Source organism: Streptomyces sp. NPDC001852, from assembly GCF_042891825.1.
Classification (GTDB): Bacteria; Actinomycetota; Actinomycetes; order Streptomycetales; family Streptomycetaceae; genus Streptomyces.
The window spans coordinates 18,621-42,192 of sequence record NZ_JBIATN010000043.1 but is presented as its reverse complement, the minus strand read 5'-3'; the positions used below and the strand labels follow the sequence as shown (position 1 = coordinate 42,192).

Here is a 23,572-nt window from a genome sequence, read left to right as displayed (position 1 = left end):
TTTTCTGCCACAAGCACTCAACATAGCTCACCCACCGTCAGGAACAGCGGGTTGAGCAGGAGGTTTCAGCGCCGGAAGAGGCTGATGGAATGCCCCACGTCACCGGCCGGCCGACTGCTGCCGACCAGCTCGGCGAGCCGTCCGCGCGCCTTGGCGAGGGCGGAGTCGGAGACCACCAGCAGCCCGTGCACCCGCTCCGGCGGCACCGTGCGCGGATCGGCGGCGTGGATGCCGTAGTACGACGGCACACCACTGCCCTTGTACACCAGCCACACCCGCTCGCCCCCGTGCCGCTGCCGGAGCCGGTCGGCGAGCCGGCCCAAGTCCTGTCCCCAGTCCACGTTGGAGTCGTGCAGCAGCCGGTGGGTGCGGGCGGGGCCGCCGAAGGCCTCGTTGGCGTACGGCAGGTAGTACGGGAAGGTCCGCAGCGAACTCACGCCCGTGAACAGCACCAGCGCGGCCGCCACGGCGGCCGTCCACCGCCGGCCGGGCCGGGGCACACAGGCCGCCGCCACCGCGAGGAACATCGGCACGAACAGCGCGTACCGCGTCCCGAAGTCCCGTGACCCCGTCATGGCCGCCGCGAGCAGCACCCCGGGCGGCAGCAGCACATACGGCGCCGCCCGCCGCAGCCGCCGTACCGCCACGACCGCCACCGCACCCGCCGCGCCCAGCGCCAGCAGCCCGAGCGGCGTCTTCACCAGCAGGGCGGCCGGCAGGTAGTACCAGAGCGAGCCGGTGTACAGGTGCCCGAACAGATACCCCTGCCACGGCTGGTCCTCCAGACCGAACTGCACCCGCATGCCCGCCCGGTAGGCACCGGGGACGGGAAGCAGATCCACCAGCCGGCCGCGCAGCCCGTGCAGGGCCGGTACGGGTTCGGCGGGAGTGAACCGCAGGCCGGGGTCCACGGCGAGATACGCGGCCCAGACGACGGCGACCGCCACCACCGCCACCACGACCGCCCCGGCGAGCGCCGCCGCCACCGTCCGCCGCCGTCCGCCGGGGGCACCCGCGAGGACGGACGGAGCTGTGTGCAGGCGCGTTTCGGCCGTGCCGGGCTGCGGGGACAGGGCCTTGCCCCGGCGAGGGGCGGCCTGGGCCATGAGGGCGGACAGCGACCGTCGGGCCCGGCCCGGGCCGGCAGGGGGCCGGCCGGTCGGTCGGGCGTCGTGTTCCCGGCCGTGTCCTTGGTCCGGGCCGTCGGTCTGCGGTGCCCGCCCTTCTCGGCCGTCGCCCGTGTACGGCCTGTTGGTGGGCGCTGTCCCCTGCTCCCGACGGCCGCTTGTGTGCGGTGCCTCCTGATCCCGGGCGGCGCCGGTGTCCGGTCCGCCCGTCCTCGGCGCCTCGCGTCCGCTGTCCGTGCCCGGGCCCGGCCGGTCCCCCGGTGGCGGCGCAGGGGCCCGGCGTGCAGCCAGGACGGACAGCGCGGCCAGGCCCAGCAGCACCGGGACCGCCGACAGCGCGCTCATCTTCGTCGCCACGGCCGCGCCGAGAGCCGCCCCGGCGAGCGGCAGGTACAGCCCGGGCCGGCGCCGGGCCCGCCACACCAGCCAGGCCGAGGTCAGGACGAATCCGGCCATCGGCACGTCCAGTGTGGCCAGCGAGCCGTGGGCGATCAGATCGGGCGAGAAGGCGTACAGCGCGAGCGCCACCAGACCGCCCGCCCGACCCGTCAGTTCCCGCGCGAACGCGAAGGCGACCAGCCCGAACAGCAGGGTCAGCACGATCACCGGAAGCCGTGCCCACAGCATCACCCGCCAGGGGTCGTTGCCCGACTCGTAGAGCAGATGCCGGCCCACATCCCCCTGGGTGCCGGTGTACGAGGGGTCGTAGTGCGGGTCGGCCACCGCGACACCGGCCGCGATCAGCAGCTTGCCGAGCGGCGGGTGTTCGGGGTTGTAACGGATCCGGTGCTCGTGCAGATAGTCGGTCGCCGTCGCGACGTACACCGGCTCGTCGATGGTCGGCGTCTGCTGGACGGCCGCGGTGACCACCGCCGCGGCCATCTGGGCGAGCAACACCCCGGCCAGCAGGGGAACCAGCCACCGCCGGTGGCGGCGCAGCCAGGCGTACGGGCGGCCGGGGGCCGGCCGTGGCGGCCCCTCGGCGGCAGCCGCACGGGTGAGGAGCAGGTGCTGTTCGCGCGCCATCATCCGCCCCGCGGTGGCACCGGCCGGGGCGCGGCGGGAACGGTCGTGGGCCGGATCATGGCCCTACTGTCGCACCGCTCCCGCCGCCGCAGGCGTCACCGCTTCACGAGTCGTACCGACAGACCTTCTGCCGTGTACACGGGTACGGCCCGCAGCCGCTCGGAGTTCACCTCGATCCTGGTGAACCGGCCGCGCAGCCTGGGCGCGTCGAGGACCGGCAGGGTGCTGCCCTCGGCCGGCGGCCGCTCGGGGTCGAGGTGCAGCGCCGGCACCGCGGAGTCGCCGATCAGGGCGAGGTGCTGCACCGTCAGCGGTGCCTTGCGGCCGGCCCGCAGGGTCACCTTCCCGGCAGCGGGCACAAGGAGTTCGGCGTCGCCCATGGCCAGCGCCGACGGGCGGGTGCCGGACGGCAGCGCGTCGGCGACCAGCCCGGCCGGCCAGGACGCGGCGGCCACCGGGGCGTGCGGCCGCCGGCCGCTGCTCTCGTGGACGTGGTCGGCGACGGGGGCGTCCTCGGCCACGGCGCGCAGCTGCGTCCTGGTGCCGCCCACGTCGACGCCGACCAGGACGTTCGTGGAATCCTGCACGCCTCTTTTAGTCGGTGCTCCGGCTTACGACGGTGGGCGAACCGTGCCTGGGGAAGGGGTGGTTGAGAGCGGTCGGGAAGCCCCGGGACGGGCCTCGGGCGGAGTACGGCAGGCGAGTACCGTGGAGTTCGTTAGGAAGTTAACTAACCAAGTACAGTGCGTCAAGAGGCGTCGCGCTCCGGACCGTCGAGACGACCGGGCCTTTCGCTGTGACGCCGGGTCGCCCATCGCCGTATCCGGGTGGGTGAGCCCTGCCGAGAGCGGTCCATGACCTGTGGGAGAACCGTGGAACACGACGTGGTGACGGCGCCCCGGCTGTCCGAGAGCGCGAGCGCGGTCTTCGCCGTGCTCGCCCGGGCGGGCAGCGCGACCCGGCCGCAACTCGCGGTCCTCGCCGGCCTGTCCAAGCCGACGGTGTCCTCCGCCGTCGCCGAACTGGAGAGCGCCCGGCTCGCCGCCCTCTCCGGCACCGCCTCCAGCGGCACCGGCCGCACCGCCGCCGTCTACCGGCTCGGACCGGACGCCGGTGCCGTGCTCGCCGTCGACCTGGGCCCCGACCGCACCCGGGTACGGGGCTGTGCCCTGGACGGGACCCTGCTGGCCGAGACCGCCGGCTCCCGGGCCGACGCCGCCGACGCCGTACGCGAGGCCCTCGGCGCGCTGCCCGCCGGCACCCCGCTGCGCACGATCGTCGTCGCCGTCGGCGACGTCACCGCACGGGCGGCGGACGGCGGCGGGATGCGTCCGGCGACCGACAAGGCGGGGCCGGTCTTCGACGCCATGGCCGTCGCCCTGCCACCGGCCGTCCCCGTCCACCTGGAGAACAACGTCAACTGCGCCGCTCTCGCCGAACTTCACGAGGGCGCAGCCCGGGGCCGCGGCACCTTCGGCTACCTCCGCGTCGGCGTGGGCGTCGGCCTCGGCATCGTCGTCGACGGCCGGGTGCTGCGCGGGGCGAACGGCGCCGCCGGTGAACTGGCCCGGCTGCCCTACCCCTGGGACGACGGCCGCGAGCCGCGCCGGGAGGCGCTGGAGGAGTACATGGGCGCCGCGTCGCTGCTGCGGCGCGCCGCCGAGGCCTGGCGGGAGACCGACGGCCCGTGCCCGGCCGGCACCGAGCGGCTGTTCGCCCTGGCCGGCCAGGGATGCGCCCCGGCCCGTGCCGTCGTCGCCCGCCACGCCGCCGACGTGGGCCGGCTCGCCGCCGCCGTGGCCGCCGTGCTCGACCCGGGGCTGATCGTGCTCGGCGGCAGCACCGGTGCGGACCCGCAGCTGCTGCCCGGGGTACGGGCCGAACTGGCGCGGCTGAGCTGGCCCACGGAGGTGGTCAGCAGCACGGTCGGCGAGCTGGGCACCGTCGTGGGTGCGGCCCGGCTCGCGGTCGCCCGCGGTGTCCGAACCGTGACCGAGGCCGTGCGAAGGAAGGATTGACGGCCTCCGGCTCGTTCTGCCAATGTCCGGACAAGCGCTTTCTAAGCCGGTCGGGACACCGGCTTGGGGTGGCATCCGGGCAGGACGCGACGTACGGCCCGGCGCACGAGGGCGTGCTCGTGCGACACCGGCCCTCAGCGGCGGCCGGGACCCCACCCGCAGCAGGCGGCGCGGCCGGGCGAGGCCGCCCCCCGGGAGGCGCACGTTCCCGAGCAATGCCCCGTGCCGCAGCCGCCGCGCACCCGTGCCACGGCCTCCGGCCGGGGAATCCGTCACGCACCTCCAGGGAGGACCCGGTGGGTCACCAGATCTCGCGCAGAACCCTCTTCCGCACCGCGGGCGGGCTCGCCGTCGCAGGCGCCCTCGGCCCCGCCCTCACCGCCTGCGCCGGCGGCACCGGAGCGGGCACCACCAGCAGCAGGCTGACCATGACCTGGTGGGGCAGCGACGAGCGGCACGCGGCCTACAAGAAGGCGCTGGCCTACTTCCAGCAGAAGAACCCGAAGATCAAGATCCAGGAGACCTACTCCGGATACGACGGCTACTTCAACAAGTTCAACACCCAGATCGCCGGCGGCAGCACCCCCGACCTGCTGCAGATGGACACCGCACTGGTCGCCCAGTACGCCCGCAAGGGAGTCCTCGCCCCGCTCGACGACTATGTCGGCAAGTCCCTGGACCTCACCGGCTTCTCCAGGACGCTGCTCGCCGCCGGCACCGTCGACGGCAAGCTCTACGGCGTCCCGTCCGGCATCGGCGTCAGTCAGCTCACCGTGAACCGCAGCGGGCTGGAGCGGCTGGGCCTGAGGTTCCCGGACGCCGAGTGGACCTGGGCCGACCTGAAGAAGATCTCCGCCGACGTCAACAAGAAGAGCGGCGGCAAGCTCTTCGGCGTCGACGACGGTGGCGGCGGCACCCTCAACGCCTTCGAGATCTTCGCCCGTGAGCACGGCCAGAACCTGTTCTCGGACGACGGCAAGAAGCTCGGCTTCACCTCGGACACCCTCCAGGCGTGGTGGGAGTACTGGGCCGAGATGCGCAGGATCAACGCCTGCCCGGCGGCCGCCGTCACCTCCGCGGCGCACAACGACCTCACCAAGAACGCCGTGGTCATCGGCAAGGCGCTGATCACCTTCGACATCGGCGTCTACGGCGCGGGCGGTTCGATCACCGACGCCACCCTGGACTTCCTGCCCACCCCGCAGGGCGACTGGTCCGGCGCCCGCGAGGGCAACTACCTCAACGGCGGCGTGCTGCTCAGCGCCACCAGGTCCAGCAAGCGGGTGGCCGACTCCGTGCAGATCATGTCCTTCTTCGCCCAGGACGCGACGGCCGTCAAGGACATGCAGCTGTACCGCGGCATCCCACCGACGGAGAAGGCGCGCAACCTCATCTCCGCGGGTCTGGACGACACGGACAAGCGGGACATGGCGAACGCCGACTACATCTCCAAGCGGGTCTCCAAGGCCACCGACGCACTGGCCGCCCCGCCGCCCCCGCCGGCGGCCGCCACCCAGATCTGGGACCTGCTGTTCCAGTCGAATCTCGCCATCGCCTTCGGCAAGACGACGCTCAAGGCGCAGCTAGGCAGGTTCTTCGACCAGGCGGCAGGGATTCTGAGCGCCTAGCCGGCACCGCACCGACGAACACCGGGAGAGGGCCAGGGAGATGAGGATGACCACCGCGCAGACCGACGCGGTCGCCAAGGAGCCGTCGGCTCCGGCGACCCCGTCCGACCAGCGGGAACGCGACCGCATGCGGCGCCGCCTGGCCAGAGGGCGGAATCAGGAGGGGCAGCGCGCGGCGCTTGTTCCGAAGGGCGGTGGCGGGCGGCGGGCGGGATGGTGGCCGTACCTCTTTCTGGCCCCCTGGTTCGTGGGCCTGTTCGGCCTCACGGTCTACCCGATGCTGGACTCGCTGTACCTGTCCTTCACCAAGTTCGACCTGCTGACGGCCCCCGAGTGGATCGGCGTCGACAACTACCGGAAGATGTTCACCGACGACCCGGTCTTCTGGGATTCGGTGCACGCCACGCTCCTGTACGTCGTCGTCTCCGTCCCGCTGAAGCTGGCGTTCGCGCTCGGCGTGGCGATGCTGCTCAACCGCCCGCTGAAGGGCATCGGTCTGTACCGGGCCGCCTTCTACCTGCCCTCCCTGCTCGGCGGCGCGGTCGCCGTGGCCATCGTGTGGCGGCAGGTCTTCGGCGGCGACGGCCTGTTCAACGACTTCCTGGGCTGGTTCGGCATCAAGGGCCAGGACTGGGTCTCCAGCCCCGACAGCGCGCTGTACACCATCGTGCTGCTGGCCGTCTGGCAGTTCGGCACCCCGATGGTCATCTTCCTGGCAGGCCTGAAGCAGTTGCCCAAGGACGTCTACGAGGCGGCCGCCATCGACGGCGCCGGGCCCGTCACGCGGTTCTTCAGGATCACCCTGCCGCTGCTCACCCCGATCGTCTTCTTCAACGTCGTCCTGCAGATCATCGACGCGTTCAAGACGTTCACGCCCGCCTTCGTCATCAGCAACGGCACCGGCGGACCGCTCAACTCGACCATGCTGTACTCCCTCTACCTGTACAAGAAGGGTTTCGCGGACCTCCAGATGGGCTACGCCTCGGCGCTGGCCTGGGTGCTCTTCCTGGTCATCGCGGGCTTCACGGCGGTCAACTTCGTCGCCGGCCGGTACTGGGTCCACTACGACGACTGAGCGAGGAGCCGATTCCGATCATGTCCGCCATCACGCCGAGCGTTTCGCCGCTCCAGAAGCTCCGCTCGCTCACCGGCCCCCGCCGCATCCTCCTGCACACCCTGCTCATCGGTGTCGCGATCGTCATGCTCTACCCGCTGCTGTGGATGCTCAGCAGCTCCCTCAAGCCCGACACACAGATCTTCACCCACCCCGGACCGATCCCCGGCGCGCTGCGTCCGGAGAACTACGCCGAGGGCTGGAGCGGCTCGGGAAACTCCTTCTCGCTCTACATCACCAACTCGCTGATCGTCACGATCGGCGCGGTGGTCGGAAACGTCGTCTCCTGCTCGCTGGCCGCCTACGCCTTCGCACGCTTCGAGTTCCGCGGCAAGAAGATCTGGTTCGGCCTGATGCTCGGCACGCTCATGCTGCCCATGCAGGCCACGCTGATCCCGCAGTACACGATCTTCTACAACCTGACCTGGATCAACACCTTCCTGCCGCTGATCGTGCCGAAGTTCCTCGCCACGGACGCCTTCTTCATCTTCCTGATGGTGCAGTTCATCCGCTCCATCCCGCGCGAGCTGGACCAGGCCGCGATGATGGACGGCGCCAACCCGCTGCAGATCTACTGGAAGATCATCCTGCCGCTGATGCGGCCCGCCCTGGTCACCACCACGATCTTCACCTTCATCTGGACCTACGACGACTTCCTCAGCCAGCTCGTCTACCTCCAGCAGAACGCCCGCTTCACCGTCCCCCTCGGCCTCACCCTCTTCCTGGACCAGACCAGCGGCTCCTCCTACGGCGCGATGTTCGCCATGTCGACACTCGCGCTCGTCCCGACGCTCATCTGCTTCCTCGTCTTCCAGAGGAGACTGGTGGAAGGCCTGGCGACCACCGGAATGAAGGGCTGAACAGCGTGCACCTGCCCCACCAGCGCGGCCCGCTGCACGACCTGCCGGACACCCCGCAGGCGTACGACGCCGTCCTCGCCGACGTCACCGAGCAGGCTCTCGCCCGGATGACCCGCGAGGGCAGTCTGGAACACCCCGACGCCCACGACGACATCGGCGACACCTCCCTCGGCATCACCTCCCTGCTCGCCCTCGCCTGGCAGCGCGGCAAGGACCCCCGGTCGGCGGAGGCGGTCCGCCGCTCCCTCGCCTTCCATCTGCGCGAGCGCGTGTACACCGACGACAACCCGGGCTACCCGAACCTCCGGGTCACCAACTCCGGTCTCCCGTATGCCCGTTACGTACTCGAATCCGGTGCCCACCCGATCGGCGACTGGCCCAGCACGGTCTGGGCGCTGCTCCAGGCGGTGAACGTCCTCGACGCCGCCGACGGCCTCCTGGACGACGGACAGCGCGTGGAGCTGGAGGAGCTGGCGCACGGCTACTGGCGGTGGCTCACCGAGGCCACCTTCTTCAACCCGCAGGAGGCCGGCAACCAGGCCATCGGCTGCGTGGTCGGCGGCCTGATGCTCGCCCGCCATCTCCCGGCGGCACAGGGCGAGTCGGTCCGGGCGCGCGCCCTGGCCCTGTACGCCGACGAGATCCGCGCCCACCGCGTCCGCGACCGGGGCGCGCTCCTGCCCCCCGAGCACGGCGGCGCCTACGACAACAACTACGGTCCGATCTCCCTGTCGTTCCTGGCCCAGGCCCACCGGGTCGACGGAGAGGAGATCTTCGCCGAGGACGGCGACACCCTCGCCCGTTACATCGACGCCCGGCTGACGTCCGGCGGCTACGACAACGGCGGGCCCCGCTACAGCGAACAGCACTCCGGCTTTGAATCCGTCCTGGGACTGCGGTACTTCGGGGCGCGCATCGGCGCCGACCTCGGCCGCTACCGGGGCGACACCCTCCCCCACTGCCCGAAAGGCGTGGGAGGTGCCCCCAGGGGCCGGCACGCGGTCGGGGCCGACGGCGGAATCGACGGGCACTTCGCCTTCATGCTGGTCTGGCAGATCCAGGACCCCACCCGCTGGCACCGCACGCCGTCGCCGGCTCCCGCCCGGCACCAACTGCGCCTCGGCACGGTCTCGGTCGCCTTCGACAGCCGGATGACCCCCTCGCTCATCGAGGCGGGCGGCACCTACCACCTGCCCGCGGCCGTGGACCGACAGCACGGGTTCGGGCCGGTCACCGACGGCTTCCTGCTGTGCCGCCCGATGGGAGAGGTCCGGGTCCGGGACGTCCGCTCAGGCGGGCTCGCGGCGAAGCTGGTGACCAAGCCGGTCGTCGGCCGCGACCACGTCCTGCGTCATGTGCGCTCGCTGTACGTCACCGACGGCACGCGCCTGTGGGTGACGGTCGCCGTGGAGCGGCTCGACGGGGCGCCCTACCTGCTGTCCGGGATGCCGTACGCCGCCGACGACGGCGACCGGGTGCGCCGTACCGCCGAGGGCGAGGTCACCTCGGCGGGTGGCCTGCGCCTCACCCACCCCACGGCCTCCGGACCCGGTCACTTCGACGCCCGTGGCGAACTCACCCAGGAGCAGGCCGCGTTCGCGCTCGCCGCCGACCCGCGCGGCTACGGCAACCCCGACGAGGGCTGGCGCCACCTGGTCTCCTCCAGCGCCCTGGAGGCCGAACCGGCACCGGGTGCGCCGGAGGGCCTGCACGTGTTCGCCGTGCGGTACGGGCCGGGAGGAGCGTTCGAGCCGGTGTTCGAGGGCGGCGCGGACGGGTTCACCGTACGCACGGAGGCGTTCACGGCGGTGGTCGGCGCGGTGGCGGGCGACGGCCGTGGGGAGCCGTCCCTCACCCTCCGGAGCTGAGCGTCGTCAGCGCTCGGGGTGCACCGGTGCCGGCAGCGCGCCGGCCGGTACCACCAGGTCCGCCCGCCCCCGCGTCATGGCCACCAGGTCGGCGTTGCGCTGGTCCGTGCCCCGTACCCAGGCCACGGCCGTCTCGTGGTCCTTGCCGAACTCCTCGTGCCGGGCGACCAGCCGGCTGATCCGCTCGTCCTCGGCCGTCTCGCAGAACCACACCTCGTCCAGGCACGGCCGCACCCGTGCCCACGTACCCTCCGTCAGCAGAAGGTAGTTGCCCTCGGTCACCACCAGCCGCGCGGCCGGCGGCACCGGGATCGCGCCCGCGATCGGCTGCTCCAGCACCCGCTCGAACCCCGGCGCGTACACCACGTCGTCGGTGTCGTCACGCAGCCGCCGCAGCAGCGCCGCGTACCCGGCCGCGTCGAAGGTGTCCGGCGCGCCCTTGCGGTCCCGGCGGCCGAGCCGGTCCAGTTCGGCGTCGGCGAGGTGGAAACCGTCCATGGGCACATGCGCGGCCCGGGGCGGGCCATCGGCGTTCAGGGCGCGCACCAGGTGCTCGGCGAGCGTCGTCTTGCCCGCCCCGGGGCTGCCCGCGATGCCCAGCAGGGCACGCCGGCCGTCCCGGACGAGGCCACGGGCGCGGTCGAGGAGGTCGTCGAAGGTCAGCGGCACACAGCAGAGTGTGTCACCAGGAGTTCGCACGGTATGTGGCGTGTGCCACTCACTGGACGGCGCCCCATGGGGAACAGTGCTGGGTATGACTCAGCTCGGTCTGCCCGACGGAATCCAGGCCTGTCTCTTCGACCTCGACGGGGTCGTCACCAAGACGGCCGTCGTGCACGCGGCGGCCTGGAAGGAGACCTTCGACGCGTTCCTGCGGGACTACGCGGGGGAGCAGGGGCGGCCCTTCGACGCGGTCGCCGACTACGACGAGTACGTCGACGGCCGCCCCCGCGCCGACGGCGTCCGCGCCTTCCTCGACTCGCGCGGCATCCACCTGCCCGAGGGCACCCCCGAGGACCCACCGGACGCCCGCACCGTGCACGGCCTCGGCAACCGCAAGAACGTCCTGCTGCTGGAGAAGATCCGCACCGGCGGCGTGGAGGCCTACGAGGGCACCCTGCGCTATCTGGAGGCCGTGCGCGCCGAAGGGCTGCGCACGGCGATCGTCTCCTCCAGCGCCAACTGCAGGGACGTGCTGCGCTCCGTCGGCGCCGAGCACTTCTTCGACGTACGCATCGACGGTGTCGTGGCCGCCGAACGGCACCTGCCGGGCAAGCCGCACCCCGACACCTTCCTCGCCGCCGCCCACGACCTGGGCGTCGAGCCGCGGCGGGCCGCCGTCTTCGAGGATGCGCTGGCCGGCATGGAAGCGGGCCGCGCGGGCGGCTTCGGATACGTCGTCGGCCTGGACCGCGTGGGCCAGGCCGACGCCCTGTACGCGCACGGCGCGACCATCGTGGTGAAGGATCTCGCCGAGCTGGGAGGCAAGCAGTGATCACCGACCGGTCGTACGGCGTGGAGCCGTGGGCCGTACGGGAGACGGCCCTCGATCTCGACGTGCTCGCCCAGAGCGAGTCGGTGTTCGCGCTGTCCAACGGGCACGTCGGCTGGCGCGGCAACCTCGACGAGGGCGAACCGCACGGCCTGCCCGGCAGCTACCTGAACGGCGTGCACGAGGTGCACCCGCTGCCGTACGCGGAGGCCGGCTACGGCTACCCGGAGTCGGGTCAGACGGTCATCAACGTCACCAACGGCAAGATCCTCAGGCTGCTGGTGGACGACGAGCCGTTCGACCTGCGCTACGGCCGGCTCGTCGCCCACGAGCGGGTCCTCGACCTGCGCCGCGGGGTGCTGGAGCGGACCTGCGAGTGGACCTCGCCGGCGGGCTCCACGGTCCGGGTGCGCTCGACCCGGCTGGTGTCCCTGACCCAGCGCGCGGTGGCCGCGGTCGCGTACGAGGTTCAGGCCGTCGGGTGCCGCAGCAGGGTGGTGATCCAGTCCGAGCTCGTCGCCAACGAGACCCTGCCCCAGTCGAACGGCGACCCGCGCGCGGCCATGGCGCTGCAGTCGCCACTGGAGCAGGAGGACCACTTCGCCTCCGGCAGCCGGCTGCGGCTGGTGCACCGCACCCGGCGCAGCGGCCTCAGGGTGGCCGTGGCCGCCGACCACGTCGTCAGCGGCCCCGAGCGCACCACCACCCGCAGCGAGAGCGGCACCGACGTGGCCCGGCTGACGGTCACCTCAGTGCTGGAGCCCGGGCAGCGCCTGCGAGTGGAGAAGCTGGTCGCCCACGGCTGGTCCGGTGCCCGTTCGCTGCCCGCGATGGCCGACCAGGTCGATGCCGCGCTCGCCGCCGCCGCGCACGACGGCTGGCAGGGCCTGCTGGCGGACCAGAGGGCCTGCCTGGACGACTTCTGGTCCCGCGCCGACGTCGAGGCGGAGGGCGACGAGCAGGTCCAGCAAGCCGTCCGCTTCGCCCTGTTCCACGTCCTGCAGGCCGGGGCCCGCGCCGAGCAGCGCGCCATCCCGGCGAAGGGCCTGACCGGCTCCGGCTACGACGGGCACGCCTTCTGGGACACCGAGATGTTCGTGCTGCCCGTGCTCACCCACACCGCGCCCGCGGCGGTCGCCGAGGCGCTGCGCTGGCGGTACAACACCCTGGACGAGGCCCGCGAACGCGCGGCCCAACTCGGGCTCGGCGGAGCCGCGTTCCCCTGGCGGACCATCGCGGGCCCGGAGGGCTCGGCGTACTGGCCGGCCGGCACCGCCGCCTTCCATGTGAACGCCGGCATAGCCGACGCGGTGGTCCGGTACGTCGAGGCCACCGACGACACCCGCTTCGAGCGCGAGGTCGGCGTGGAACTGCTGGTGGAGACGGCCCGGTTGTGGCGCTCGCTGGGCCACCACGACGCGCACGGGGTCTTCCACATCGACGGCGTCACCGGGCCCGACGAATACAGCGCGATCGCCGACGACAACACCTACACCAACCTCATGGCCCGGCGGAACCTGCACTCCGCGGCCGACGCCGCCGAACGCCATCCGCGCGAGGCGGCACGCCTCGGCGTGGACGAGGAGGAGAGCGCGGCCTGGCGGGACGCCGCCGAGGCCATGCACATCCCCTACAACGACGAACTCCGCGTCCACGAGCAGCACGCCGGGTTCACCCGCTACCAGCGCTGGGACTTCGCCGGCACCCGCCCCGACCAGTATCCGCTGCTGCTGCACTTCCCCTACTTCGACCTCTACCGCAAGCAGGTCGTCAAGCAGGCCGACCTGGTGCTGGCCATGTACACCTGCGGGGACTACTTCGAGAAGGGGCACGACGAGAAGGGCGCGGAGGGCGCGGACGGAGCCGGGGGCGAGGACGGCGCGGAGCAGGTCGCCCGGAACTTCGCCTACTACGAGCCGCTGACCGTCCGGGACTCCTCCCTGTCCGCGTGCTGCCAGGCCGTGATCGCCGCCCAGACCGGTCATCCGGACCTCGCCTGGGCCTACACCACCGAGGCGGCCCTGATGGATCTGCAGGACCTGGAGCACAACACCCGCGACGGGCTGCACATCGCCTCCCTGGCCGGAACCTGGATGGCGCTGGTGGCGGGCTTCGGCGGGATGCGCCGCGACGGCGAGCGCCTGCGGTTCGCGCCACGGCTGCCCGAGCGGCTGAGCCGGCTCGCCTTCCACGTGGAGTTCCGCGGCCGGCGGCTGCGCGTGGACATCGGCGCGGACAAGGTGACGTACGCGCTGCTGGACGGGCCGCCGCTGGGCCTGCGACACCATGGTGAGCCGCTCACCGTGAGCACGGACGAGCCGGCGGTGCGGGCGGTGCCGCCGGTGGTGCGCCGCCCGACGCCGGAGCAGCCGGTGCATCGGGCTCCGAACGGGGGCTGAGTCAGGCGCCCCAAAGGGGCGCGGCGCTGTGACGCTCGCTCAGTTCAGCGCGCCGGACAGCTGTCGCAGCAGGTCGCCCGTCGCGTCCGCGGCGAGCAGGGTGGAGAGGGTGCCCAGGAGGAGGACGGCGGCCGCGGCGGGCCAGAGCCGGGGGAGCGGGCTCGTCTGCAGCGCCGCGATCCGCCGGGTGACGGCGCGGTCGGTGAAGTGCAGGGCGCAGGCGGTGCGGGCAGGGCCGGCGGTGAGGGCCGCCCGGGCCAGCGCCCGCGCGGTGGTCCGCCGGTCGCCGACCGTGGCCGCCGCCTGCTCGTCGGCCCACCGCTCCACGAGGAAACCCACGGCCCTGCGCACCGGAGCGAGCAGCGGGTCGGCCGCGGCAGCGAGCGCCGCCGCCGTGACCAACGGCCCGTGCCGGTGGGCGAGGTGGGCGCGCTCGTGTGCGAGGAGCACCCGGCGCTCGGCGGGCTCGAGCGCGCGCAGCATCGCCGAGGTCACCAGGATCCGGCCCGGCCGGCCGGGGATCGCGAACGCCTGCGGCACCTCGCAGGCGGCGACGATCAGTTCGGTGTCCGCCGGGTGCCCCGCGCACAGCCGGCGCAGGGCCCGCCGGGTGCGGCGCTCGGCGCGTACGGCCCGGTACACCCGTACGGCGATCAACGCCAGCGCCAGGCAGGCGGCGAGGCCGATCGCCCCGGGCACCGGATCCGCCACCGGATGCCCGTCCTCCCGGGCCTCGCGGATCACCGGTGGCGCGTCGCCGAGGAGCGCTGCGGCCAGCAGGACCAGTGACCAGGTGGTGGCCGCGGCCGTCAGCACGGCCGCCGAGGTGAGCACGCGCGCGGCGAGCGCCGGAGCGACCCGGCGGGCGATCAGCGGGCCGACCACCGACAGCAGCAGGGACAGCACCAGCGGGGTGTACACGTCGAACCTCATGCGGCGCCTCCGGCGAGCAGTTCGCGCAGCGCCCGCTCCTCCTCGGGGCTCAGCCCGGTCACGAACTGCTGGAGTGCGGCGATCGGATCCGGGCCCCGGTCCAGGGCCTCGTGCATCGCCTCGGCGGTCAGCTCGGCCGCGTTCTTCGCCGGCCGGTACGCGCCGCGCCGCCCGTCGGCGTCCCGCAGCACCAGCCCTTTGTCGTACAGGCGTTTGAGGATGGTGTGCACCGTGTTGTAGGCGAGCGCCCCGTCGATCTCGGCCTGGATCTCGGCCGGCGTCAGGGGCCGCTCGGTGGCCCAGAGCGCGGCCAGTACCTCGCTCTCCAGCGCACCGGCGCTGCGCCGCTCCGCCCTGCCGCGGGACCCTGTGCCAGCCATGGCCCAACCTTACAGCGCGTAGTGCCGTCGGTCGGATGGCCCCGTCCGCCCGGCATGCGGCAGGTATTCGGGGTAGTTTGGCGGTGTTTTCCCCGACTCCCGTTCGCGACCCTACAGGTTGTAGGGTGACCTGGGTCCCCACACGCAGCGGGGGCAGAGGGGTGATGATGGCCGGCAGCGCGCACGCCACACTCGCCGGGCTCCGGCGCTCCCGCTCGTCGCGCACGTCCGGCGGCACCCGGCCGCTCCCCACGTCCGCCCCGCTCGCGGCCGTCGCCGCTGCCTTCACCCTGGCCCAACTGCTCCTGGTCCGGCCCGGTATGGGCCTCGGCTGGGACGAGACGGTGTACGTCAGCCAGGTCAGCCCCCAGGCCCCCGCCGCCTTCTTCAGCGCACCCCGGGCCCGGGGCGTCCCCCTGCTCGTCGCGCCCGTCGCCTCCTGGTCCACCTCCACGGCACTGTTGCGGACCTACCTCGCCCTCCTGTCCGGCCTCGCCCTGTACCTGGCCCTGCGCGCCTGGCGCGGCCTGTTCCCGGTGCGCGTCCTCGCCCTGGCCGGCGCCCTCTTCGCCTCCCTGTGGGTCACCCTGTTCTACGGCCCGCAGGCCATGCCCAACTACTGGGTCGCCGTCGGCGCCCTGGCCGCGGTCGCCTGCTTCCTGCGCGCCCGCGCCGACCGGGCCGACCGCGGCGCCCTGTGGGGCCTGGCGGCGGGTGCCGTGCTCATGGCCCTGATGCGGCCCATGGACGCCGTCTGGGCGGTGCTGCCGCTCCTCGCCCTCGGCCTGGCACGCCGCCACTGGCGCCCCCTCGCGGTGCTGCTCGCCGGGCTCGCGGCCGGCACCGCCGAGTGGGTGGTCGAGGCCTACGCCGACTACGGCGGCCTCCTGCGCCGGCTGTCCGAGGGTTCCGCGATCCAGGGCGGCCTCGGCTGGCATCTCGCCGTCGTCGACCAGCTGCGCAGCCTCGGTGGCCGGGCGCTGTGCCGGCCCTGCACCGGTGCCGTCCCCCACCCCGTGGTCACCGTCTGGTGGTTCGTCCTGCCGCTGCTCGCCGTGCTCGGTCTCGTCGTCGCCGTCCGCGCCCGGCGTACGACGGCCACGCTGCTGCCGCTCGCCTGCGCGGCCACCGCCGCCTTCCCGTACCTGTTCATGATCGGCTACGCCGCCCCGCGCTTCCTGCTGCCGGCCTACGCGCTGCTCGCACTCCCGGTCGCCGGCGCGCTGGCGTACCTGGTCGCGGCGCCGCGCCGGCCCTGGCGGCCGGTCGTCGCCTCTCTGCTCTGCCTCGGACTCGCCGCCCACCTCGCGGTGCAGCTGGCCGTCCTGGAGAACACGGTCGACAACACCACCGAAGACCACCAGGGCTGGTCCCGCACCGCCGCAGCCCTCCACCGGCTCGGCGTCCGCCCGCCCTGCCTGCTCACCGGGGACGGGGCCATCCCCGTCGCGTTCTACACCGGCTGCTCCTCGGCCGAGACGGCCGGGCACGATGCCAACAGCACCGCGGAGACCATCGGCGGGAGCGCCCGGCGGATCCCGGTCGCCGCGCTGGTGCCCGACGGCACCCGGCCGCCCGGATACGCCCGTGGCTGGCCGTCCGAACCGCTCGACGGACAGCGGCTGTACTACTCCGTACCCGGGGGCGGCCGATGACCTCCCCGCCCCGCACCGAGGGACGGCCGCTGGAGTCCCCGCCGCAACTCGCCCTGTCCCCGGGGCGCCGGCACGCCTATTGGCACGCCGGCGTCCTGCTCGCCGTCCTGCTCGGCGGGCTGTACCTGGCCCGCCGGCACTGGCCCGTGCTGGAGAGCGGAGCCGGGCGGCTGGCCGGGGCCGACCAGGGCTGGCTGCTGGTCGGGGCGACGGCGGCCCTCGGCACCTGGGCCGCCTCGGCGCTCGCCCAGCAGGGCGCGGTGCTCCGGCGGCTGCCCGGATCCCGGCTGGTCGCCGCCCAGTTCGCCGCCTCCGCCGCCAACCATCTGCTGCCCGCCGGGCTCGGCGCGGGTGCGGTGAACCTCAGGTTCCTGATGCGCTGCGGACTGCCCGCCGGCCGCTCGGCCAGTGCCCTCGCCGTCAAGGCCACCGCCGGAGCCACGGTCCGCCTGGCACTGATCGCGCTGCTCGTCCCGGCCTGCCCGGGACTGCTGCGTGCGCCGCACCCCACCCCGACGACCCTCGCCGTGGCCCTGGGCGGACTCGTGCTGCTCGCGGCCCTGCCGGTCACCCCCTGGTGGGCGCGCTGCCGCAGGGCCCTCACGGCGGTCCTGGCCGACATCCGCGCCCTGCACACCTGCCCCGCGCGGGCGGCCGCCCTGTGGGGCGGTTCCCTCGCCTTCGCCGCGCTGCACTCACTCGTCCTCATCGCCGTCACCCGGGCGGTCGAACTGCCGCTGCCCCCGCTGCAGGTGGCCCTGCTGTACCTCGCCGCCAGCAGCGCCGCCGCCCTGCTGCCCACCCCGGGCGGTCTCGGCTCCCTGGACGCGGCGCTCGCGCTCGCCCTCACCGTCTCCGGGGCCCCCGGCGCGGCCGCCGCCTCCGCCGTGCTCGGGTACCGGCTGCTGACCGTGTGGCTGCCCCTGCTTCCGGGGCTGCTGGTGCTCGGGGTGCTGGTGCGGCGCAAGGCGCTGTGAGGCCGCGGAGTTTCCCACCCGCCCGCCACAGGTAGGAGTCGGGTGTCGCATGCCGCACAGGAGGGGGAGAGCCATGTCGGGGAACGACACAGCGGGCTTGCCGGCGAGGCGTTCTTCACGCCGGGGACGTCGTCCTTCACCGAGTTCCTGGCCGCGCACCGCCCCGGGTTGCTGCCCACCGCGCCCGTGCTGCCCGCCGGGACGCGGATGGCTCCCGACCGGTTCCCGCACGGCACCACCGTGCTCGCCCTCACCTACCGCGACGGCGTGCTGATCGCCGGCGACCGCCGCGCCACCATGGGCAACCTGATCGCCCAGCGCGACCTGGAGAAGGTGCACCCCGCCGACGACCACACGGCCGTCGCCTTCGCCGGCACCGTCGGCCTCGCCGTCGACATGGTGCGGCTCTACCAGGTCGAACTCACGCACTTCGAGAAGATCGAGGGCACCCCCATGACTCTGGCCGGCAAGGCGACCCGGCTCGCGGCCATGATCCGGGAGAACCTCGCCCAGGCCATGCAGGGCCTCGCCGTCGTCCCGCTGCTCGCCGGGTACGACCTGACCGCGCCCGACGGCGGCCGCGGCCGTGTCTTCGGCTTCGACGCGGCCGGCGGCCTCTACGAGAAGGACGACTTCTACGCCGAGGGCTCCGGCTCCCCGTACGCCCGCGGCGCCCTGAAGAAGCTGTACCGGCCGGGCCTTTCCCGGCGCGAGGCCGTCCTCGCCGCACTCCAGGCGCTCTACGACGCGGCGGACGACGACTCGGCCACCGGCGGCCCCGATGTGAACCGCCGCATCTTCCCCGTCGTCTGCGTGATCACGGCGGACGGCTTCGAGCGGCTGCCGGAGTCGGAGACCGGCGAACTCAGCCACGAGACGGTCCGGCAGCGCACTGCCCGCCCGGACGGCCCGCAGGCCGCGCCCTGACCCGGCGCCGCGCCGGCGCGGGCAGGGACCCGCGGACCATCTGCCGGCGATCGTCCGGCGGGCGGGCGCGGCCACGCGGACCGTCTGGCCTCGGTGCTGTGACCGATCGGGCGAGGCGGACCGACTGAGGCGGTCGCCCGGCGGTCCGGGTGACGCGGACAGTGCGAGGTGGTCAGCCGGCGGGCAGGGTGACGCGGGCCGGCTCCGGCCCCGGAGCCGGCCGGCAGTCCGTGCGGTGCGGTGGCCTCATGTCAGGCGGTGGCCGATCCCGCGTGCGGTGGCGATCGTCCGCTCACTGCCCGCCGCGCGCAGCTTGCGGCGCAGCCGGGTCAGATACTGGTCCAGCGTGTTGTCGCTGACCTGCGCCCCCTCCGGCCAGCCCGCACGCAGCAGTTCGCGGCGGCGCACCAGCTCCCCGCCGGCCGCGCTGAGCGCCGCCAGCAGCCGGAACTCCGTCGGCGTGAGGTCGACGCGCCTGCCCGACACGGTGGCGCTGTGCCGTACGGCGTCCAGCACCAGTTCCTCTTCCTCCGCAGTGGCCGAGGCCGCCGGGGGTGCGGCCCGGCGCAGGGCGGCGCGCAGCCGGGCGGCCAGCTCGGCGAGGTGGAACGGCTTGGGCAGGTAGTCGTCCCCGCCGGCCGAGAACCCGGACAGGCGGTCCGTCAGCCCGTGGCGCGCGGTGAGGAAGACGACCGGGGCGAGGAAGCCGTTGGCCCGCATCGCCTGGCAGACGTCGCGGCCGTCGGCGTCGGGCAGGCCGACGTCCAGCACGACGGCGGACACGTCCGGTGTCGCCAGCCGCAGGGCGGTGGCGCCGTCGCCGGCGCAGACCGTGTCGAACTCCTCGTCCTGCAGACCACGGCGCAGCACGTCACGCAGGGCGTGATCGTCCTCGACGATGAGGATCCTGGGGCGCATGTCTCTCCACCGGCCCGTCGGCCGCGTCGTTCGGGTGGGGTGTGCCGGGCTCAGGGGCACGGGGGACGTATCGACCGGGCAGCCACCGGGCCACCGCGCAGACGAACACGCCGAGCCAGCCGATGGCGAACAGCCAGCCGCCGACCACGTCGGTGAACCAGTGCACGCCCAGGAAGACACGGGTCAGCCCGACCCCGGCCCCCCAGCACGCGACCAGCAGACACAACACGGTCCTGCCGCGCGGGGCGCGCAGGCACAGGGCCACGATCAGCAGGCCCGCCGCCAGCGCGGACGTGGTGGTGTGACCGGAGGGGAAGGACCAGCCGGAGGCCTGCGTCTGCCAGTCGTGGTGCGGCGGCCGGGCCCTGGCGACCAGCTCCATCACGCCGTACCGCACCGCCTGGCCCGCGCCCAGGCAGACCACGCCGAGCGGCACGGTCACCAGCCGCTGCCGCCAGGTGCGGCCCGCGATCAGCCCGGCCAGGATCACCAGGACGTACGGCACGACGCCCGTGCCCGTGGCGGTCAGGCCCCGGGCCAGCGCCAGCGCGACCGGCGAGCGGTGCCCGACGGACCACGACAGCAGGCCCCGGTCCAGGCCGAGGGGGTCGCCCTGGTCGCTCACCACCACAGCGGCCAGCGCGGCGAACGCCATCCAGGCGCCGAGGGCCACCGTGCCCGCCGGCTCCGCGACCTTCCCGGGCTTCATGCGGTGCCCGCCACCAGCAGCGGGCGCAGCCAGGTGGCCGAGAGCCGCCCCGCGAGGCACGCCGGCCAGCGGCGCAGGACGATCATGGAAAGGAAGCCGACCAGCCCGCCGAGCGCCGCCCCCGCGACGACGTCGTGCGGATAGTGCACCCCGACCCACACCCGGGAGGCCGCCATGGCGAGGGCGCACACCGAGGCGACCACGCCCAGCCGCCGGGAGACGAAGAACAGGGCGACCGCCGCGGCCCAGGCGATTGCGGTGTGATTGCTCGGGAACGCCCAGTCGCCCCGCGCCGGACACGCCTCCAGCGTCCGGAACGCCAGGTGGCGGCACGGCCGGTCCTCGGCGACCAGCGGCTTCACGGCGCTGTTCACGGCGAACGCCACCAGCACCGCCACCGGCACGGTCAGCGCGATCATGGCCGCGGTCGCCCCGTCCCGGCGGGCCCGCCACCAGCCCACCACCATGAGCAGCGCGAACGCCGCCAGTCCGTACGCCGACCACACGGTGATGGCGCCGTCCAGCCAGCCGGGGGAGCGGTGCGCCAGGTCCACCACGTCGGTGTACAGCGGCCCGTCGACCGACGAACCCGACAGGGCGGACAGCATCAGCGCGCCTCCTCCTTGGCCGCCCTGCGGGAGCGCAGCACCTCGGCCGCGAGCGGGAGAAGGGACACGACGACGATCAGCGCGATCACCGGCAGCAGGTACTTGTCGATGTTCGGGATCGAGGAGCCCAGCGCGTATCCGGCGAGCGTGACACCGAGGCTCCACACGAGCCCGCCCGCCACCTGCCAGAGGGTGAACGTCCGGGCCGGGACCTCGAGCGCGCCCGCCAGCGGGTTCAGCACCGTGCGCACCACGGGGATGAAGCGTGCCAGCACGATCGCCTTGGCGTGTCCGTACCGCTCCAGCATCTCCTCGGCGCGCTGCGCGCCCTCGCGCAGCTTCGCCGACCGGCTGCGGGCCAGCAGCGCGCCGCCCGCCTTCCGCCCGATCAGGAACCCGCACTGCGCGCCGGCCAGCGCGCCGACGGCCGCCGCGACGAGCAGCGGGCCGAGCGAGAGGTGCACCCCGCTGTCGGACCTGCCCGTGCACAGCAGCCCGGCGGTGAACAGCAGGGAGTCTCCGGGCAGGAAGAACCCGATCAGCAGGCCCGTCTCCGCGAAGAGCACGACGCCGACGCCGAGCACGCCGAAGGCGGCGAGCAGCGAGTGGGCGTCGAGCACGTTGACCGCGAGCTGCGACGCCAGGTGTGGGGGAGTGGCCATCGCCGTACGCCCTTTCCTTCGACTTGCCTCGACAAGGTTTGACTACACATTTGTAGACGTTCCAACGGACTGTAGACGAATGGAGAGTGGCGAACGTTCCCGGACTTTACATTTCCATTGCCGGTTCGTGACCGGCCGACTACATGGTCGTGGTCATGATGGTCCGCGAAGGTAAGGTATGCCTTCACTAACTAACAGGGAGGGCAGCAGGGCATGTGGGACGACGCGTTTCCGAGTTTCCTGATCGGACTCAGGGAGGGACTCGAAGCCGGACTGATCGTCTCCATCCTCGTCGCCACCCTGGTCAGGGCCGAAGCACGGTCGCGGCTTCCCCAGGTGTGGACCGGCGTCCTGGCCGCCGTCGCCGTGGCCATGAGCTTCGGCGCGGTGCTCACGTTCACCGCCGCGTCCATGCCGCAGACCGCGCAGGAGGCGTTCGGCGGCATCCTCAGCGTGATCGCCGTCGCGTTCGTCACCGCCATGGTCTTCTGGATGCGCCGCTCGGCCCGCAGCCTCTCCGGCGAGCTGAAGGAGAAGGTGACCGGCGCCCTCGCCATGGGCTCCGGTGTGCTGATCCTCACCTCCTTCCTCGCGGTCGGCCGTGAGGGCCTGGAGACGGCCCTCTTCCTGTGGACCACCGCGCAGGCGGCCGGCGAGTCGGCCGGACCGCTGACCGGCGCCGCCATCGGCCTGGTCCTCGCGGCGGGCCTGTGCTGGGGCCTGTACCGGCGCGTGCTGAAGATCAACCTGACGAAGTTCTTCACCGCCACCGGCGCCGTACTGATCGTCATCGCGGCCGGCGTCCTCGGCTACGGCCTGCGTGACCTGCAGGAGGGCGGCGTGCTGCCCGGCAGGACCGCCTACGCGGTCGACCTCGCGAGCAGCGTCGACGCCGGCTCCTGGTACAGCACCCTCATCCAGGGCGTCCTCAACCTCACCCCGACCATGACCTGGCTCCAGGTGGCGGCCTACGTCGCCTACCTGGTCGTCGTGATGACGCTGTTCGTCCGCGGAGTGCGGACCACCGCCCCGAAGCCGGCGAAGGAACGCCCCGCGGCGGAGCCGAAGGCCGGCCGGCCCGAGCGGCGCCGCCCGGTCTGGGTGGTGCCCGCCGCCGTGGTCGCCGTACCCGCCGTGATCGCCGGACTCGTCGTAGCCGTCTCCCGGCCCAAGCCCGCCGGTGACCAGACCGTCGCCGTCTCCGAGACCGAGTGCGGCAAGGGCTTCACCGCGCCCAAGCCCGGCCGGCAGACCTTCCAGATGCACAACACCGGCGGCAAGACCTCCGAGGTGTACCTCATCGACCCGTCGACCAGCGCGGTCTACGGCGAGATCGAGGGCCTCGCCCCCGGTACCACCCGCGACCTCGTCGCCACCGTCGCCGGCGGCGCCTACGCCTGGCGCTGCGTACCCACCGGCGGCAAGGCCGTCACCTCCCAGGCGGTCACCGTGAGCGGCGGCGGCGCGGCCAAGCCGGTCGTCCCCGTCTCCGAACAGGACCTCGCCGCACCCCTGAAGGCGTACAGGACGTACGTCGAACAGGGTCTGGACACCCTCGTCACCCAGACCCGCACCCTCGACGACGACATCGAGCACGGCCACCTGGACAAGGCCCGCACCGACTGGCTCACCGCCCACCGCACCTACGCCTCCCTCGGCGCCGCCTACGGCACCTTCGAGGACTTCGACAAGAAGATCGACGGCCGCGCCGACGGACTGCCCGACGGCGAGAAGGACAAGGACTTCACCGGCTTCCTGCGCCTCGAGTACGGCCTGTGGCACGGCGAGTCCGCCAAGGACCTGACCTCCCCCGCCCGGCAGCTCGCCACGGACGCCGCGGGTCTGCGGAAGGCCTTCCCGTCCCAGGACTTCGACCCCGGCGACCTGCCGCTGCGCGCGCACGAGATCCTGGAGAACACCCTCCAGTTCGAGCTGACCGGCGACACCGACGAGGGCAGCGGCACGAACCTCGCCACCGCCGACGCCAACCTGGCCGGCACCCGCGAGCTGCTCACCGTCCTCGAGCCGCTGCTGACCAGCCGCGCCCCGAAGCTGCTCCCGACGGTCGACACGGACATCGCCCGCGTGCAGAAACTCCTGGACGCCGCCCACGACGGCACCCACTGGACCCCCGTCGACCAGCTCGCCCAGGCCGACCGGCAGCGGCTGAACGGCGCCACCGGCCAGCTGCTGGAAGACCTCGCCCCCGTCCCGGACCTGCTCGAGATCCGGAAGTCCGCCTGATGACCGACGCCTGCCCCATGACGTCCG

Annotated in this window: 19 protein-coding genes and 1 pseudogene; 11 read left to right on the top strand and 9 right to left on the bottom strand. The window is 73.3% G+C overall.

The window, feature by feature from the left end; genetic code table 11:
• Positions 1-65: 65 nt before the first annotated feature.
• Positions 66-2,156, bottom strand: coding sequence for a phospholipid carrier-dependent glycosyltransferase (locus ACFYZB_RS42295; RefSeq protein WP_388767211.1), 2,091 nt, complete (start codon positions 2,154-2,156; stop codon positions 66-68).
• 341 nt (positions 2,157-2,497) lie between these two features.
• A pseudogene (locus ACFYZB_RS42290) lies at positions 2,498-2,740 on the bottom strand (ATPase); the annotation flags it as partial.
• A gap of 285 nt (positions 2,741-3,025) precedes the next feature.
• Here ACFYZB_RS42290 and ACFYZB_RS42285 point away from each other — a divergent pair.
• The 5 genes from ACFYZB_RS42285 to ACFYZB_RS42265 all read left to right on the top strand — a co-directional run bounded on the left by ACFYZB_RS42285 (position 3,026) and on the right by ACFYZB_RS42265 (position 9,641).
• Positions 3,026-4,171, top strand: a complete 1,146-nt coding sequence (locus tag ACFYZB_RS42285; protein WP_388767210.1) for an ROK family transcriptional regulator — start codon at positions 3,026-3,028, stop codon at positions 4,169-4,171.
• A 296-nt stretch (positions 4,172-4,467) separates the two neighbouring features.
• Complete coding sequence (locus ACFYZB_RS42280) at positions 4,468-5,799, top strand: ABC transporter substrate-binding protein (protein ID WP_388767209.1); 1,332 nt, start codon at positions 4,468-4,470, stop codon at positions 5,797-5,799.
• 46 nt (positions 5,800-5,845) lie between these two features.
• Positions 5,846-6,874, top strand: a complete 1,029-nt coding sequence (locus ACFYZB_RS42275; RefSeq protein WP_388767208.1) for a carbohydrate ABC transporter permease — start codon at positions 5,846-5,848, stop codon at positions 6,872-6,874.
• 20 nt (positions 6,875-6,894) lie between these two features.
• Positions 6,895-7,773 (top strand): carbohydrate ABC transporter permease, encoded by an 879-nt coding sequence (locus tag ACFYZB_RS42270; RefSeq protein WP_388767207.1) that lies wholly within the window; start codon positions 6,895-6,897, stop codon positions 7,771-7,773.
• A gap of 5 nt (positions 7,774-7,778) precedes the next feature.
• The gene (locus ACFYZB_RS42265; protein WP_388767206.1) at positions 7,779-9,641 is read left to right on the top strand and encodes a hypothetical protein; all 1,863 of its coding nucleotides are present in this window, start codon (positions 7,779-7,781) and stop codon (positions 9,639-9,641) included.
• A gap of 6 nt (positions 9,642-9,647) precedes the next feature.
• Here the strand turns inward: ACFYZB_RS42265 and ACFYZB_RS42260 are convergent, their stop codons facing one another.
• Positions 9,648-10,310, bottom strand: coding sequence for a nucleoside/nucleotide kinase family protein (locus ACFYZB_RS42260; RefSeq protein WP_388767205.1), 663 nt, complete (start codon positions 10,308-10,310; stop codon positions 9,648-9,650).
• Positions 10,311-10,395: 85 nt separating this feature from the next.
• Between ACFYZB_RS42260 and ACFYZB_RS42255 the strand changes: the two genes are divergently transcribed.
• Together ACFYZB_RS42255 and ACFYZB_RS42250 are read left to right on the top strand one after the other, a co-directional pair.
• Complete coding sequence (locus tag ACFYZB_RS42255) at positions 10,396-11,136, top strand: HAD family hydrolase (protein WP_388767204.1); 741 nt, start codon at positions 10,396-10,398, stop codon at positions 11,134-11,136.
• Positions 11,133-13,532: a glycoside hydrolase family 65 protein gene (locus ACFYZB_RS42250; protein WP_388767203.1), complete on the top strand. Its 2,400-nt coding sequence runs from the start codon at positions 11,133-11,135 to the stop codon at positions 13,530-13,532. The genes ACFYZB_RS42255 and ACFYZB_RS42250 overlap by 4 nt, the downstream gene beginning before the upstream one ends.
• Before the next feature lie 39 nt (positions 13,533-13,571).
• Here the strand turns inward: ACFYZB_RS42250 and ACFYZB_RS42245 are convergent, their stop codons facing one another.
• Entirely contained in the window at positions 13,572-14,465 is an 894-nt protein-coding gene (locus ACFYZB_RS42245) for a M48 family metalloprotease (protein ID WP_388767202.1), read from the bottom strand.
• The gene (locus tag ACFYZB_RS42240) at positions 14,462-14,845 is read right to left on the bottom strand and encodes a BlaI/MecI/CopY family transcriptional regulator (protein WP_388767201.1); all 384 of its coding nucleotides are present in this window, start codon (positions 14,843-14,845) and stop codon (positions 14,462-14,464) included. Before ACFYZB_RS42240 ends, ACFYZB_RS42245 begins: the two co-directional genes overlap by 4 nt.
• Before the next feature lie 167 nt (positions 14,846-15,012).
• On the opposite strand from ACFYZB_RS42240, the gene ACFYZB_RS42235 reads away from it, so the two are divergent.
• The 3 genes from ACFYZB_RS42235 to prcB are packed head-to-tail and all read left to right on the top strand — an operon-like array spanning position 15,013 to position 18,404.
• Positions 15,013-16,500 carry a hypothetical protein gene (locus tag ACFYZB_RS42235; protein WP_388767200.1) on the top strand — a complete coding sequence of 496 codons (1,488 nt, stop codon included), beginning with the start codon at positions 15,013-15,015 and terminating at the stop codon, positions 16,498-16,500.
• Positions 16,497-17,477 carry a lysylphosphatidylglycerol synthase domain-containing protein gene (locus tag ACFYZB_RS42230; RefSeq protein ID WP_388767199.1) on the top strand — a complete coding sequence of 327 codons (981 nt, stop codon included), beginning with the start codon at positions 16,497-16,499 and terminating at the stop codon, positions 17,475-17,477. Before ACFYZB_RS42235 ends, ACFYZB_RS42230 begins: the two co-directional genes overlap by 4 nt.
• A gap of 42 nt (positions 17,478-17,519) precedes the next feature.
• Positions 17,520-18,404 carry a proteasome subunit beta gene (gene prcB / locus ACFYZB_RS42225; protein WP_388767198.1) on the top strand — a complete coding sequence of 295 codons (885 nt, stop codon included), beginning with the start codon at positions 17,520-17,522 and terminating at the stop codon, positions 18,402-18,404.
• A gap of 246 nt (positions 18,405-18,650) precedes the next feature.
• On the opposite strand, the gene ACFYZB_RS42220 is transcribed toward prcB, so the two are convergent.
• Genes ACFYZB_RS42220 through ACFYZB_RS42205 form a run of 4 tightly spaced genes read right to left on the bottom strand, consistent with a single transcriptional unit; the run spans position 18,651 to position 21,301 of the window.
• Complete coding sequence (locus ACFYZB_RS42220; protein ID WP_388767197.1) at positions 18,651-19,322, bottom strand: response regulator transcription factor; 672 nt, start codon at positions 19,320-19,322, stop codon at positions 18,651-18,653.
• Complete coding sequence (locus ACFYZB_RS42215; RefSeq protein WP_388767196.1) at positions 19,276-20,031, bottom strand: phosphatase PAP2 family protein; 756 nt, start codon at positions 20,029-20,031, stop codon at positions 19,276-19,278. The genes ACFYZB_RS42220 and ACFYZB_RS42215 overlap by 47 nt, the downstream gene beginning before the upstream one ends.
• Complete coding sequence (locus tag ACFYZB_RS42210; protein ID WP_388767195.1) at positions 20,028-20,639, bottom strand: phosphatase PAP2 family protein; 612 nt, start codon at positions 20,637-20,639, stop codon at positions 20,028-20,030. Before ACFYZB_RS42210 ends, ACFYZB_RS42215 begins: the two co-directional genes overlap by 4 nt.
• Entirely contained in the window at positions 20,639-21,301 is a 663-nt protein-coding gene (locus ACFYZB_RS42205; RefSeq protein ID WP_351213464.1) for a DedA family protein, read from the bottom strand. The genes ACFYZB_RS42210 and ACFYZB_RS42205 overlap by 1 nt, the downstream gene beginning before the upstream one ends.
• 213 nt (positions 21,302-21,514) lie before the next feature.
• Between ACFYZB_RS42205 and efeU the strand changes: the two genes are divergently transcribed.
• Entirely contained in the window at positions 21,515-23,545 is a 2,031-nt protein-coding gene (efeU, locus tag ACFYZB_RS42200) for an iron uptake transporter permease EfeU (protein WP_388767194.1), read from the top strand.
• The last annotated feature ends 27 nt before the right edge of the window (positions 23,546-23,572 follow it).

Bases quoted from the DNA above. Each gene is read 5' to 3' on its own strand.
- ACFYZB_RS42240 (WP_388767201.1), bottom strand. From the start codon at position 14,845: ATGGCTGGCACAGGGTCCCGCGGCAGGGCGGAGCGGCGCAGCGCCGGT.
- ACFYZB_RS42245 (WP_388767202.1), bottom strand. From the start codon at position 14,465: ATGAGGTTCGACGTGTACACCCCGCTGGTGCTGTCCCTGCTGCTGTCG.
- ACFYZB_RS42210 (WP_388767195.1), bottom strand. From the start codon at position 20,639: ATGCTGTCCGCCCTGTCGGGTTCGTCGGTCGACGGGCCGCTGTACACC.
- ACFYZB_RS42230 (WP_388767199.1), top strand. From the start codon at position 16,497: ATGACCTCCCCGCCCCGCACCGAGGGACGGCCGCTGGAGTCCCCGCCG.
- ACFYZB_RS42255 (WP_388767204.1), top strand. From the start codon at position 10,396: ATGACTCAGCTCGGTCTGCCCGACGGAATCCAGGCCTGTCTCTTCGAC.
- ACFYZB_RS42275 (WP_388767208.1), top strand. From the start codon at position 5,846: ATGACCACCGCGCAGACCGACGCGGTCGCCAAGGAGCCGTCGGCTCCG.
- ACFYZB_RS42220 (WP_388767197.1), bottom strand. From the start codon at position 19,322: ATGCGCCCCAGGATCCTCATCGTCGAGGACGATCACGCCCTGCGTGAC.
- ACFYZB_RS42295 (WP_388767211.1), bottom strand. From the start codon at position 2,156: ATGATGGCGCGCGAACAGCACCTGCTCCTCACCCGTGCGGCTGCCGCC.
- ACFYZB_RS42270 (WP_388767207.1), top strand. From the start codon at position 6,895: ATGTCCGCCATCACGCCGAGCGTTTCGCCGCTCCAGAAGCTCCGCTCG.
- ACFYZB_RS42235 (WP_388767200.1), top strand. From the start codon at position 15,013: ATGGCCGGCAGCGCGCACGCCACACTCGCCGGGCTCCGGCGCTCCCGC.
- ACFYZB_RS42215 (WP_388767196.1), bottom strand. From the start codon at position 20,031: ATGAAGCCCGGGAAGGTCGCGGAGCCGGCGGGCACGGTGGCCCTCGGC.
- efeU (WP_388767194.1), top strand. From the start codon at position 21,515: ATGTGGGACGACGCGTTTCCGAGTTTCCTGATCGGACTCAGGGAGGGA.
- ACFYZB_RS42205 (WP_351213464.1), bottom strand. From the start codon at position 21,301: ATGGCCACTCCCCCACACCTGGCGTCGCAGCTCGCGGTCAACGTGCTC.